At 58.6% G+C, this 14244-nt stretch carries 11 protein-coding genes; 8 read left to right on the top strand and 3 right to left on the bottom strand.

The annotated features are described in order from the left end of the window. Positions 1-12 precede the first annotated feature (12 nt). From BOH68_RS06245 to BOH68_RS06235, 3 genes are all read left to right on the top strand, one after another. Complete coding sequence (locus BOH68_RS06245; protein ID WP_077373301.1) at positions 13-1653, top strand: alpha-glucosidase; 1641 nt, start codon at positions 13-15, stop codon at positions 1651-1653. A gap of 45 nt (positions 1654-1698) precedes the next feature. Further along, complete coding sequence (locus tag BOH68_RS06240) at positions 1699-2805, top strand: ABC transporter ATP-binding protein (protein ID WP_077372960.1); 1107 nt, start codon at positions 1699-1701, stop codon at positions 2803-2805. Positions 2806-3041: 236 nt separating this feature from the next. Continuing rightward, positions 3042-4097, top strand: a complete 1056-nt coding sequence (locus BOH68_RS06235) for a LacI family DNA-binding transcriptional regulator (RefSeq protein ID WP_170877359.1) — start codon at positions 3042-3044, stop codon at positions 4095-4097. Positions 4098-4162: 65 nt separating this feature from the next. Here the strand turns inward: BOH68_RS06235 and BOH68_RS06230 are convergent, their stop codons facing one another. After that, complete coding sequence (locus tag BOH68_RS06230) at positions 4163-5056, bottom strand: LysR substrate-binding domain-containing protein (protein ID WP_219815750.1); 894 nt, start codon at positions 5054-5056, stop codon at positions 4163-4165. A 170-nt stretch (positions 5057-5226) separates the two neighbouring features. Between BOH68_RS06230 and BOH68_RS06225 the strand changes: the two genes are divergently transcribed. The 5 genes from BOH68_RS06225 (at position 5227) to BOH68_RS06205 (ending at position 11583) form a co-directional block, all read left to right on the top strand. Then, positions 5227-5967, top strand: a complete 741-nt coding sequence (locus tag BOH68_RS06225; protein ID WP_077372957.1) for a class II aldolase/adducin family protein — start codon at positions 5227-5229, stop codon at positions 5965-5967. Positions 5968-6126: 159 nt separating this feature from the next. Then, entirely contained in the window at positions 6127-7506 is a 1380-nt protein-coding gene (locus tag BOH68_RS06220) for a YjiH family protein (protein ID WP_077372954.1), read from the top strand. Between the two features lie 9 nt (positions 7507-7515). After that, entirely contained in the window at positions 7516-9342 is a 1827-nt protein-coding gene (locus tag BOH68_RS06215; RefSeq protein WP_258038176.1) for an amidohydrolase, read from the top strand. Between the two features lie 63 nt (positions 9343-9405). Beyond that, positions 9406-10419 carry a CobW family GTP-binding protein gene (locus BOH68_RS06210; RefSeq protein WP_077372951.1) on the top strand — a complete coding sequence of 338 codons (1014 nt, stop codon included), beginning with the start codon at positions 9406-9408 and terminating at the stop codon, positions 10417-10419. A 171-nt stretch (positions 10420-10590) separates the two neighbouring features. Beyond that, positions 10591-11583, top strand: coding sequence for a nucleoid-associated protein (locus tag BOH68_RS06205; RefSeq protein WP_077372948.1), 993 nt, complete (start codon positions 10591-10593; stop codon positions 11581-11583). Positions 11584-11773: 190 nt separating this feature from the next. Here the strand turns inward: BOH68_RS06205 and BOH68_RS06200 are convergent, their stop codons facing one another. Continuing rightward, positions 11774-13108 (bottom strand): aspartate aminotransferase family protein, encoded by a 1335-nt coding sequence (locus tag BOH68_RS06200; protein WP_077372945.1) that lies wholly within the window; start codon positions 13106-13108, stop codon positions 11774-11776. Beyond that, positions 13108-14196, bottom strand: a complete 1089-nt coding sequence (locus BOH68_RS06195; RefSeq protein WP_258038175.1) for a phosphotransferase enzyme family protein — start codon at positions 14194-14196, stop codon at positions 13108-13110. Before BOH68_RS06195 ends, BOH68_RS06200 begins: the two co-directional genes overlap by 1 nt. Between the last annotated feature and the right edge of the window lie 48 nt (positions 14197-14244).

Here is a 14244-nt window from a genome sequence, read left to right as displayed (position 1 = left end):
CTCGAAACCCAAATGCAGACCTCCTCCAGCTGGTGGCGCGGTGGCGTCATCTACCAGATCTACCCGCGCAGCTTCCTGGACAGCAACGGCGACGGGATCGGCGATCTGCCGGGGATTACCGCCAAACTCGATTACGTAGCATCGCTGGGCGTGGATGGCATCTGGCTATCCCCTTTCTTTACTTCCCCAATGCTCGACTTCGGGTATGACATCAGCGATTACCGTGATGTCGACCCGATGTTCGGCACCCTGGAGGACTTCAAGGTGCTGCTGGAGCGCGCTCACTCGCTCAATCTCAAGGTCATGATCGACCAGGTGATCAGCCACACCTCCGACCAGCACCCCTGGTTCCAGCAAAGCCGTCAGGATCGCACGAATGACAAAGCCGACTGGTTCGTGTGGGCAGACCCCAAGCCCGATGGGACGCCGCCCAACAACTGGCTGTCGATTTTCGGCGGTTCGGCCTGGACCTTCGATTCGCGCCGCCAGCAGTATTACCTGCATAACTTCCTGACCAGCCAGCCCGACGTGAACTTCCATCACCCGGAGGCCCGTCAGGCTCAGCTCGACAACATGCGCTTCTGGCTGGAACTCGGCGTCGATGGCTTCCGCCTGGATACCGTCAACTTCTACTTCCACGATCAGGCCCTGCGCGACAATCCGCCGGTGCCGGCGGGCGAAGCCAAGACACTGGGTGCCCCGGATTCCAACCCCTATACCTGGCAGCGCCACGTCTATGACCTGAGCCGCCCGGAAAACCTCGACTTCCTGAAAGACCTACGCGCCTTGATGGATGAATTCCCGGGTTCCACCACGGTTGGAGAAATCGGTGACGACAAGCCGCTGGAGCGCATGGCGGAGTACACCGCCGGGGGCGATAAGCTTCACATGGCCTATGGGTTCGATCTGCTCAATGCCCCGCATTCAGCAGGCTATATCCGCGAAGTCATCGAGCGCTTCCAGCGTCTGGCCGGTGATGCCTGGCCATGCTGGGCCCTGTCGAACCACGACGTCGTGCGCAGCGCCACCCGCTGGGGTGCCGACGAAGACCCGGTGGCCTATCCCAAGGTCGCCCTGGCCATGGTGTTGTCACTGCGCGGCAGCGTCTGCCTCTACCAGGGTGAGGAGCTGGGCCTGCCGGAAGCCGAGGTGCCCTTCGAGCGTATTCAGGACCCCTACGGCAAGGTGCTGTGGCCGGAATTCAAGGGCCGCGACGGTTGCCGGACTCCCATGCCCTGGCGTCAGACGGCCCGGGGGGATTTCTCGAGTGTCGAGCCCTGGCTGCCGGTCGATGAACGCCACCTGCCGCTGGCCGTGGCCAATCAGGAAGACGACGCCAACTCGGTCTTGCATGCCACCCGCGCCCTGATGAATTTCCGCCGCCAACACCCGGTCCTGCGCGAGGGGAACATTGAACTGGTGGACGTGGGTGACGAGCTGCTGGGCTTTCAGCGCGAGCACGATGGCCAGCGCATGCTGTGTCTCTTCAACCTGACCGGCACCGAACGGACCACCGCACTGCCGCAAGCCTACGCAGGCGGCGCGCGCCTTCTCGAGGGCACGGGCTTCACTGCCGAACTGGACGAGGCTCAGCCCCAGGCAGCGCGCCTGGTACTGCCGGCCTATCAGGCTGCCTTCCTGGCACTCGACTAACCTTCTTTCGAAAGCCGGTGCCGAGCACCGGCTGGGAGTCGCAAGATGACAAGCGTAACCCTCTCCAAGATCAACAAGACCTTCGGCAGCACGCACATCATCAAGGATCTGGATCTCAAGATCGGCAGCGGCGAATTCGTGGTCTTCGTCGGGCCATCAGGCTGTGGCAAGTCGACCCTGTTGCGCCTGATCGCCGGACTGGAGTCGATCACCGACGGTGAGATGCATATCGCCGGCGATCTGGTCAATGACCTTCCCCCGCGTGAGCGCGGCGTGGGCATGGTCTTCCAGTCCTATGCGCTCTACCCGCACATGACGGTGTACGAGAACATGGCCTTCGGTCTGAAGCTTGCCAAGACCGACAAGGAAAGCGTCGAGCAACGTGTGATGGAAACGGCGCGCATCCTACAGCTCGAGGAGTTGCTGCACCGCAAGCCCAAGGAGCTTTCCGGTGGCCAACGCCAGCGCGTCGCCATGGGGCGCGCCATGGCGCGTGAGCCGAAGATCCTGTTATTTGATGAGCCGCTCTCCAACCTGGATGCCTCACTGCGGGTGCAGATGCGCAACGAGATCGCCCGCTTACACCACCGCCTGGGCTCCACCATGGTCTACGTCACCCACGACCAGGTCGAAGCCATGACGCTGGCCGACAAGATCGTGGTACTGCGTGATGGGCGCATCGAGCAGGTCGGCAGCCCCCAGACGCTCTATCAGGCCCCGGCGACCCGCTTCGTAGCCGGCTTCATCGGCTCCCCGACCATGAACTTCCTGCCGGCAGAGCTGCTGCGAAGCGAGGGCAATGGCTGTCGCATCACGACATCCGGGATCGGCGAGCTGGAGCTGCCTCGCGATGCGGGCAACGAACGCACCGGCAGCCGTCTGACGCTGGGGGTTCGTCCCGAACACCTCTGCCTGGAAGAGGCCCGTGGCGACAACGCCTTCGAGATCGTCAACGTCGAGTACCTGGGCAATAAAGTCTACGTCTACCTGGATCCGAAAGACGGCGACAGCCTGCTGATCCACCGCAGTGAAGCCCCCAGTCAGTGGAAGATCGGCCAACGCGTCGCACTGGTGCCGGACCTGGAGCACGTGCATCTCTTCGACAGTCAGGATCGCGCGCTGAGCCTGACTCAGCAACGCCAGGCAGCCTGAACGTCCCCAATCCAGAGGGAATGCCAATCTTCAGAATTAGCTCTGCGTGATGTCAATTGGCTCACGCAGAGCTGAGTGCCCTCTCCACTCACCCAAGTTCCCGCCCCGATGGTCACAGACAGGTCAGTCCCTGCTGTGGTCCCAAACTCATACGCTGGACTAGGCATACATTAGACTGATCGATATCCTGAATTTCTCTTGACCGTATCTGTCTCCACTCTAGGAACCCGTCGCCTGTGTCATCGCCTCCCCGCATCACTCTCAAGGAGCTAGCCGCAGAACTGGGCGTCTCCACCGCCAGTGTCTCCAACGCCTTCAACCGCCCCGACCAGCTCTCGCCTGCATTGCGCGAGCGGATTCTCGAGGAGGCCAAACGCCTTGGTTACCGTGGCCCGGATGCCAAGGCGCGCAGTCTGCGTACAGGGCGTTCACGGATCATCGCCGTGGTACTCGCGGAGACGCTGACCTACAGCCTCAAGGATGCCGTCGCCAGCGAACTGCTGTCGGGCATCGCCGAAGTGCTGGACGCCCATGGCCATACCCTACTGCTGCTTTCAGGCCGCCAGAATGCCTCCCAGGTGCCCGGATCTTTCAGCATTGCCGATGGCTTCATCGTCTACGGGCTGATGGCCAGCATGACGCTGGTGGAGGAACTCCAGAGCGCGGGTCAAAAGCGCATCGTGGCGGTCGACTTCGATCTGGGCGGCCACCCTGCCATCCATGTGGATGATGAGCCCGCCTGCTACAACATCGCGCAACATGCCTTACAGTCACCCGCCAGTCGTATCGGGATCGTCAACCTGCGCCTGACGGAAACGCCCTGCAATGGTCTCATCACCGATGCCCACGCATTGCTCCCGGCAGGTCGAACCATCACACGCTCGCGTCTGGCGGGTTTTCATCGTGCGCTTGCCGAGCAGGATATCCCCCCCGATTCTGTGTCGATGTGGAACATCGAGGAAAACACCTATGAGGTCTGCGCGCCGGTGCTGGCAGAGATACTCGACCTACCAGCCAGCGAGCGGCCAGACCTCCTGCTGTGCATGTCAGATCGTATTGCTCTGACCGCCGTGACCCTGGCCGAACAACGTGGTATCCGAATTCCCGAGGATCTGCGTATCACCGGCTTCGATGGCATCGAGGAAGGACAATATCGGTCACCGCGCCTGACCACCGTCCATCAGGACAGTACCGAGAAAGGCCGCCTTGCCGCGCGAATGATTCTGGGGCTGGAGCCCGCCTCATCACACCGACTCTCGACACAGCTGATCCAGGGCGAGACCTGTCCGTGAGGAAGGAACCATTGGCAGTTCTATGATGTACCCCGCACCAGCCAGCCCTCTGATAGTCGCCTATATCAAGACTCCCAGGACAACAACCAATCCGCAAAGCGGCTGACTTTGGGGTCATGCTGCCCTGAGGGCACAACTACGTAATAACCACCGCACCTCAAGGGCGAGGTGCTTGCGATCACCAGCCGCCCCTCAGCAAGCTCTGGTGTCACGAAATAGCGCGGCAATATGGCTATCCCGAGCCCATGTAAAGCCGCTTCAAGAACAAACTGGAAGTGCTCCAACCGCTGCCCTGGTAATGCATTGCACTCTCTGATCGATAGCCCCGCTGCTTCCAACCACAACTGAGTGGAAGATTTCATCAAAGGTGAATGCGCCACATGATGGAGAATCGGGTAACGCAGAATATCCTGCCGCTCAATGACAGGACCCTTTTCAGTCAGCAAGTCCGGTGTACACACAGCAAGTAGCTCACTGGACATGAGAAAACGTGCATCAAATCCTGGCCATTCACCCTCTCCAAAAAGGATACCGACATCATAGCCTTCATGACTGTCATACAGCCGGCGCAGATCATTCATGATCTCGAGCTCAATCTCGGGATTGAGTACTGCATAGGACTTGAGTTTTGGCAATAACCAGCGAGAGGTAAACGAAGGTTCGGCTCCGATACGCAGATGACCAACGTGACTGGTGCGTACATGATGAGTCGCTGTTTCAAGACTCTCCAACAACGGCGATATCTCATGCACATAGGCTTGCCCCAACTCATTGAGCGTCAGCCGCTGTCGAGAACGCGTTACCAGCGGGCAGCCCAGAAACGCCTCCAGATTCTTGATCTGGCGACTCACGGCACTCTGGGTAAGATTCAACTCTTCAGCGGCTCTTGTGACGCTGGAAAAGCGTGCGAAAGCGACGATGCACCGAAGAGATATCATGCTGGGGAGCTGTCGTTGCATGGTAGGTCATGACTTTTTGGAATGAACTTCTGAAGAATAAATCGATATTCGCTCTCTCACAAGCAACCTAGGATGCATGCAAGGCCAGCCTGCCACAGGACGAGCACTCCTTTATCCCGTGTCCTGAGCCGTACCGCTTTCTTATGCCTTCCCGTCCGAGAGTGCGCCACATGCCAAAACCCGCGATTGAAGAGACCTTGAGAGCCGATCTGGCCGCCGCCTATCGCCTGCTTGAGCGAAACGGCTGGAGCGATCAAGTTTTCACTCATATATCTGTACGCCTGCCAGGTGAGACACCGGCTTTCCTGATCAATGCCTATGGCTTGCTGCCAGAAGAGATTACCGCCTCCAATCTGGTCACTATCGGTATTGATGGGCAGAAACTGAATATTGATGATGCCGAGGTAAATCCTGCGGGCTTCACGATTCACAGTGCCATCCACATGCATCGCCATGATGCCGTATGCGTCATGCATACTCATACCTTGGCTGGTATGGCAGTCGCGGCATTAGAAGAGGGTCTTCTTCCTCTGAATCAAACCAACATGGCCTTCTACAATCGCGTGGCCTATTACGACTACGAAGGCATTCCACTCGATCTTGAAGTCCGTAATCGCATCGTGGCAGCACTCGGTAATCGACAATGCGCCATTCTGCGCAATCACGGACTGCTAACCACCGGCCGCAGTGTCGCTGAGGCTTACTTCAACATGTTCTACCTCAACAAGGCCTGCGAGATTCAGCTTGAGGCGATGAAGATGGGTCGCCCTCTCATCATGCCTTCACCACAAGAGTGTGAATTCACTGCTCAGCAGTTCGAGAACCCTCGCTACCACGCAGAAAGCGTGGCATTGACCTGGGCTGCGGAACTACGGCGTTTGGACAGAGAAGCGCCCGACTTCCGTCTCTAGAACGGTACGCCGTTTCCGGATGAGCACGACAGACATATTCACGCTGGACACATTCGTACTGGCACGAGCTGCCTGCACGATGACATCGTAAAAGCACAGATTGATGATTCACGACAACCATCAACTCGCCATTACAACTATAAAAAAGGTACGCGTCCCATGGCCGACCGCCCGACTCCCGTCGCCTCAGAAGTCCCTCAATCTCGCTACAGCACGAAACAGCTGCTCAAATGCCTGATCCCCACTCTTCTCGGCGTTTTGCTTTTCTTTACGCCCATCAGTGTTGATGGTCGGACGACGATCATGATCGCGTTCGTCATCGACTACATCAATGATGTACTCAAACCCCTCATGGTGACAGCAACAGCCGCGGTCGCCACCATTCCTAGTCTGATTACTCTGGCCGTCACCTTCAGTCCATTACGCCACCGCAAGGGACGCTTGATCACGCTATTCAATCCCGGCATGGGCTGGACCATCGTACGCGTCATCGGCGCCTTGTTGATGACGATGGTCTATTTCGAGATAGGACCTGAGTGGGTATGGAGCCGCAATACCGGCGGCGTAATGCTCTATGATGTTGGCCCAGTCGTCCTGGCCATCTACTTCCTGTCAGCACTGCTATTACCTCTGCTGACTGACTACGGACTGATGGAGTTCGCCGGCACCTTGTGCAGCCGCATGTTCGAGCGTCTCTTCGGCTTGCCGGGGAGAGCAGCAGTGGACTGCCTCGCCTCTTGGCTGTCAGCCTCCAGCGTGGGCATCATCCTTACGACTCAGCAGTACCGTCAGGGGTTTTACAACAGCCGTGAGGCGTGCACGATCGCGACCAACTTCTCGATCGTCTCGATTGCATATTCTTACTTGCTGCTTAAGCTGATCGGCCTCGAGGAGATGTTCATTCAATGGTACATCGCCGTTGCCATCACCGGCGTCCTGTGCGCCATCATTGTGCCCAAGCTGCCACCGCTTCGTAACAAATTGCCGGTCTACCATCCCGCAGTCGGCAAGCAGCTCAAGACAGATCGTCGTCCTGGTGAAGGTGTACTGGCCCTTGGTCTACGCCGCGCCGTCGAACGTGCCGAGCAAGCCAACTCTCCCACAGAACAGCTTAAACAAGGGCTTCAGATCAGCGCAGATGTGGCCTTCTCCATCTATCCGGCCATGATGTTGGTGGGATGTGTCGGGTTGGCACTAATCGAGTTCACCCAGTTATTCCAGGTGCTATCACTGCCATTGGTGCCCTATCTGGAGCTATTGCGTCTTCCTGAGGCTGCTCAGGCAGCGCCCGCGCTACTCGCCGGCATCGTCGACAGCATCATGCCTTCCATTCTAGGTGCTGGAATCGAAAGCGAAGTGACACGCTTCGTGATGGCGGGTGTCGCCGTCACTCAAATCATCTTCTTTACCGAAGCTGCCATCATCCTGGTCAGAGCTGACATTGGGCTCACATTACGTGATCTGGTCATGATCTATGCCCTGCGAGTGCTGATCTCGCTACCTATCCTCGCCCTGCTGGGACATTGGATGATCGGCTGATGAACGGGCGTGTATCCCATCGTGATGCACGCCCGCGCCTCGCTCTACTCTCGCGCTGTGCCTTCTCCTTTAGATTATGAGTTCATGATAATGATTACCTCCAGCACTCTGTCGACACCTTCTTTTATAGCGGCCTCCTCACCGACGGAGACCGCCGATATCGTATTGATCAATGCCAACATCCATACCGTGGACGACAATACTCCCTGGGCAAAAGCCGTCGCGATTCGCAGTGGTCGCTTCATGGCCGTCGGTAATGAAGATGATGTGACACCCTTCATTGGAGACCACACCAAGGTCATCGACCTTGAAGGTCGTTTCGTGATGCCCGGTCTTTATGACATGCATACTCACCCCGACCTGGCGCTAGCACCCGGCTATGCCGACTATCTGAATATCGGCCTCGAGGATCCCACCCCGGAGGAGGTCAAGCAGGCAATACTCGACTACGCCGACAGTCATCCGGGCGATGGCTGGATCTACGGCCAATATTTCGTGCGCTATACCTTCAAGCAGGCTGGGTTGGTCGCTGATCGTGACTGGCTGGACAGCTTCATGCCTGATCGCCCCGTGGCCATTCTTGATCGCTCATGGGGCTGCATGATGGTCAACTCGCGCGCGCTGGCGCTGGCAAACATTACCGCTGAGACTCAGGACCCACGTCATGGCTATATCGAGCGAGACTCCATTACCCATGAACCTTCCGGCATTCTGGTCGATGGTGCCTACGCCATCATCCACGCCACCATGCCACCAACACCGCAGCATGCGCTGACACGTGCCTATCGAGAGGGGCTGCATTTCCAGAGCGGACATGGCGTGGTGGGCACCAAGTACGTGCACGTCTGCGAACACCGCCTGAATGCACTTCGCAGTCTCGATCAAGATGGCAAGCTATCCGTCCGAGTAGAAGCAGCCATCAGCTGGCAGGATGATATCTTCCCGGTCAAACGGCGCTGGGAGCTACTGGCAGGAGAGCGTCATTACTATCGGAGCAATCGCCTGAATGCCAATGCGGTGAAGTTTCACTTCGATGGCACTCATGAATCACGTTCGTCCTATCTATCAACTCCCTGGCCAGGCGAGAAGAACTGGAGAGGACACCTGAATCTCACGCCAGAGCATATCGTCGACATGGTGGTCGACATGGATCGCAAAGGGATTCGTGTCATCGCGCACTGCACCGGTGATGGAGCTTCCGATATCTTCCTGGATGCCGTCGCTCAGGCAAGAGCACGTAATGGCAATAATGGCGTGCGTCATCAATGCGCCCATAGCACAACGCTACTGGATACCAACCTTGCACGCTTCAAGGCACTGGATGTCACTGCAGAATTCTCGCCCGTGGGGTGGTTCCCCTCCTCCTTCGCGAATGCTCGCGCTGTCTTCGGCGAAGAACGCATGCAGCGTGCCTACAACTTCAAGGGCGTCATTGAGGCCGGCGGCAATGCCGTGATGGGGACAGACTGGCCAGTCTCTAGCCTGAACCCGTGGATCGGGTTCGAAGCCATGATTACCCGTCAAAACCCCTTCGGTGAAGAAGAAGGTCAGTTCTTTGGTCACCCCATCTCTCTAGAGCAAGCCATCCGTGTCATGACGATCAACGGCGCATGGTGCATGGGAGTCGAACAACACGCGGGATCAATATCAGTCGGCAAGTCGGCCGATCTTATCGTGCTGGACCGTGACCTCTTCGATATCGACATCAAGGGAAATCTGCATACCACACAAGTGGAGCTGACTCTGCTGGAAGGAGAAGTGACCTGGGATCGTCTGGGAGCCTTCACGGATACCGATATGGCTGCTACCTGGCAGGAACCACTGCCCGCTTTCTGACACCCGACTTCCTGACCACGAGCCAAGCGAAGCGGCTTGGCTCAATACTGAGAAGAAACTCCCATGACACAACAACATAGCATTCCCGTCACGCTGGTCGCAGGCTTTCTCGGTGCGGGCAAGACGACGCTGCTCAATCATCTGCTCAACAGTGACCATGGTCGCCGCATGGCCGTGATGGTGAATGACTTCGGGGCTATCAACATTGATTCACAGTTGATCGTCAGTCAGACCCAGACCACCGTCAGTCTGGCGAATGGATGTATCTGCTGCACGGTGGAGGGCGACCTGATCGCGCAACTTTCCACGCTGTTGGCAGACCCACAGACACGTCCCGAGCATCTGGTCATCGAAGCCAGCGGTGTCTCGAATCCTGTCAAGATCGCCAACACTTTGCGCTATCCTCAGTTTCGTCAGTCGCTCCATATCGATGGCATTCTGACGGTAGTCGATGCTGCTCAATTTGATGATCTGGATAGTGATATGACACGGCTTGCCACCGAGCAACTAGATGCTGCTGATATCATCATACTCAACAAAACTGACCTACTAACACCGGATCAACACACTTCACTCAAGGCACGTTGGCTATATCCGAACGCACGCGTGATAGAAAGTGAATATGGTGTAGTCCCACTGGAGCTGTTACTCGGTGTGGAGAGAAAGGTGGCTGCTGAACCTGTCAGTCCTGATGGCGGTAACGCCCCAGCATCCATGATGACATTTGAGACGTTCAGGGCAGCCCCTCTCCATCACGACAATCTATTCGATACGTGGAGCTGGCAAAGCGATACCCCACTGAACCTGAAGGCTCTCCGCAAGGTGATGGCTAACCTCCCCGCCACTATTTACCGTGCCAAGGGCATTTGTCATGTCGCGGAAGCTCACGACCAGAGATGCATTCTTCATCTTGTAGGAACGCGTTGCGAGATCACGCCTGCGGGGGCATGGAAGGGAACAACGCCAGGCACACAATTAATCGTGATTGGAAAGCGCGGCGCTATCGATGCTAATACCTTAAGGACGCTCCTTGAGGCATGTCATGACGAAGTAGAGACGACAGCAGCCATCCACTGATGCATTCAACAAAATAAAGTCAGAGGTTCCTCTGACAGGCAGCTCCTAATGGGCGCCTTGCAGAAAAGGTGTATAGACAAGGCGCTCTTCCCGACTGCCTACAGCCCTACCACTGCCGAATCGTGGCAGGTATCATCCCCAGCCCGTTCATCGTAGCCGAGGGAGGTTTCCATGCCGATCCTGCACAGCATCATTCACCGTATCGACAAGGGCAATAGCGAGACGCCAGCCCAGCTGGTGCCTGCCGCCACCGCCCTGCCGGCATCGGATGCACTGGAGGATCTGGTGTCCGGACTCAATGATGCCTACCACGGCAAGGCCAAGAACTGGGGACGTTTCAATGAAGACGCGCCAGCCGCCTTCCCCACCGAGCTGGCGTCTTTCCTCGTAGGTGACAGCGATTTCGCGAGCCTGACCCAGACGCTTGCCGGTCGACTCATGCCGTTGATCGATGACAACCTCCCGACAGGCGGCCATCTGCTGGTGGTGGATCACCAACAGGGCGAGACGCGTCATCTGTTCATGGCGTTGCTGCACCATCGTGATGGCTTCGCGATCGACGAGACCCTTGCGGTGACGCCTGCCCGCCAGCTCAACCTGACCCAGATGTCATTGGCCGCGCGACTGGATATCAGTCAGTGGCAAGGCAGCTCGACCTCTCACCCCTATCTGTCCTGGGCACGTGATCGCGGACGCACCAAGCTCGCCGAGGCCTTCGCCGAAACGCTGGGCGCGCAGGAGCAGCGGGATGCCGGCCAGGAAACCCGCACCCTGCTCAAGGCCTTCAGTGACTATGTCGAGAAGGAAGACATGGCCGAGGAAGCCAGCCGGCAGAAGACCGACACCCTGGTCGATTACGCCACCGACCAGGCCAAGCTCGGCGAGCCGATCACGCTGGACCAGCTGTCTGAGCTGATCGATGAAGAGCACCCGCAGGCCTTCTACGACCACATTCGCAACAGCGACTATGGGCTGTCACCGGAGATCCCGCCGGACAAGAAGACGCTCAACCAGTTCAAGCGTTTCACCGGGCGCGCCGCGGGCGTCTCGATCAGCTTTGACTCGCACCTGCTGGGTGACTCAGTGGAATACGATGAGGCCAGCGATCGTCTGATCATCAAACAGGTCCCGACCGGCCTGCGCGATCAGCTCAAGCAGCGCTGACGTTCTTCCCCTCCACTTCGCGCCAGACATGACAAGGCCCCACGGAATCCTCCAGTGGGGCCTTGTCGTCAGTGACGGAAGCTATCACGTTCGGGCGGGGCTATATTCGCGCCCATCGTCCCGTTCCTGCCTACAGCGCCGTGCCACTCGGACTCGAACTGACATCAGCTACCCTGTCGCGCTGTCTGGCTCATTTCGCCGTTGCCTTCAGGGATTGCTCGAACCTGTCCAGGAAGAGGTCGGCTTCCGAGCGTTCGATGCACAGTGGCGGGCGAATCTTCAAGGTACTGCCGGACTTGCCGGCCCCGCCGATCAACACACCATTGCGCTTGAGGTCGTTGATCAACGCCGTGGTGCGCTGGGCGTCCGGCGCTCCGTCACGCGTCGGGTCACAGAGATCCAGCCCCAGGAACAGCCCGGCGCCTCGCACATCGCTCACCTCCTCGAAACGTGCCTGAATATCTTGGAGCTGTCGCTTGAAGTACTCGCCTTGACGTGTGGCATTGGCCATCAGGTCTTCCTCGGCGATCACGTCCAGCACCGCCGTGCCCGCCGCCACGGCCACCGGTGAGCCGCCGAAGGTATTGAAGTAGCCCACATCGGCGTTCAGCACCGCCAGCAACTCCTCACGTGCCGCCAGCCCGGACATCGGGAAGCCGTTGCCCATCGGTTTGCCCATGGTCACCACATCCGGCGTCACGCCGTGGCGCGAGAAGCCCCACATCCCCTGTCCCGTGCGCCCGAAGCCGGGCTGGACCTCATCGGAGATGAACAGCCCGCCCCGGGACTGCAGGAGTTCGACCGCAGGCTTCAGGAAACCTGCGGGGTCGGCATAGATGCCATCGCTCGAGAAGATGGAGTCGACCAGCAGCGCCGCGCATCCATGGCCCCTCGCCTCCAGCTGTTCGATGCCGAACCGCACCTGCTCGGCGAACCAGGCGGCCGGGTCTGCCTGCTCACTCATCCGGGAGATCGGCAGGATATGCACGTGATCCGGCGGCGTTCCCTGCTTGTAGGAGGATGGTGAGACTTCCGTCACGGCGGCCGTGTTGCCGTGGTAGGCCGCCTCGGTGACGATGATCCCCTGCCGGCCCGTCCAGCCACGCGCCAGCCTCAGCGCCATGTCATTGCTTTCACTGCCGGTACACATCATCACCAGTCGATTGAGCGTGCGCGGCAGCGTGTCCAGCAGGCGCTCGGCATAGCGATGGATGCCTTCGTGCAGATAGCGGTTGTGCACGTTGAGGGTCCCCATCTGTTCGGCGACCGCCTGGACCACGCGAGGATGGCAGTGGCCGATGGACGGCACATTGTTGTAGACATCCAGGTAGCGCTTGCCTTGATCATCGAACAACCAGACCCGCTCCCCTCGTACGATGTGCAGCGGCTCCTCATAGAAGAGCATGGACGTCGGCCCTACCGTTTCCAGCCGCTTGCGAACCAGTGCGCCGATTCGCGCATCTGCATTGTCGATGTGCGCCATGCTGAAGGCGTTCTGATCCAGAATCCCGCGTACCTTTTCCATCACGCCATCCTCACCTTGTCATTGATTGTCCGATCTGTACCTGTCCGAACAGTACTCGTCCGATCAACATCCGCCTGATCGTCGTGTTCCTGCATGCCCGGTGTCTGCACGCCCGGTGTCTGCACGCCCAGTGTCTGCACGACACCTTGCTGGCCCTCTCGTGACTGGCCCCCTCGTTGCTGAACATAGCGCCGCGCCATGATGGCTGTATCCCGGCTGAAACCATCACTCAATGTCTTGCCTTCCTTGCTTTCCTGATGCGTGGCCAGCCAGGCACACAGCAGAATGCGACGCAGCATGATGAAGGTATCCAGCATTGCCTCATCTGCCGTCGAGAACTCGGCCACCGAGCGGTACCCCTTGATCCAGGCATCGCGCAGCTGCGGGACGCTCGGCTCCATCTCGTGGAAGCTGATCGCGGCAGCGAAGTCATAGGCATACCAGCAGAAGCCGCAGTCATCGAAGTCGATGATCGTCATGCTGTCCCGTGACACCAGCAGGTTGGTCAAGCGCAGGTCGGCATGGACCAGACCGAACTGCTGTGGCGCCGTGCCATACAGGGCAATCTCCGACTTGAGATAGGGGATGGCAGCATTGATGGCCTGGGCCTCTTCCACCGTCATGCCCGGCGCATTTCGCCAATCGCCCCACAGCCCACGGGGCGAGATCATGCTTTCCAGGTCCCAACGCTTGCGCACGAAGCCTTCAGGGGGCTGCCAGCGACGGCTGTGTTCGTGCAGCGTGGCATTCATCGCGCCCAGGCGTTCAAACCACTGCGGCAAGTCATCGTCGATATCCGGCTCACTGCCGGCCACATGCTCGAAGGCCACCACGTGCAGGGATTGCCCACCGGCGGAGATGCTCAACACAGGGCTGCCTGTCGTCGTCATGACCGGGGCCGGCGTATTGATCCGTGCCGTCGTGCGCAGGTCATCGATCCAGGCCAGCTCGGACTCGATCTCTTCTCGGCAGTGATAGTCCGGGCGGTGAACCCGAATGATGATCCTGTGTCCCGCCTCATCATCCTCGGCCAGAAAGGTCGCGTTCTCTGACATGGTCAGCAGCGAGATCCGCGATGTTTCCGACATGTGCCATTTTTCCAGGCAAGTGACCAACTCGTGTCTTGTTTGATTTAT

The sequence above is a fragment of the Cobetia sp. MM1IDA2H-1 genome, assembly GCF_002916775.2.
In the GTDB taxonomy this organism is placed as follows: domain Bacteria; phylum Pseudomonadota; class Gammaproteobacteria; order Pseudomonadales; family Halomonadaceae; genus Cobetia; species Cobetia marina.
The sequence above is the reverse complement of the archived record's forward strand: the minus strand, read 5'-3'. Positions and strand labels throughout refer to the sequence as shown.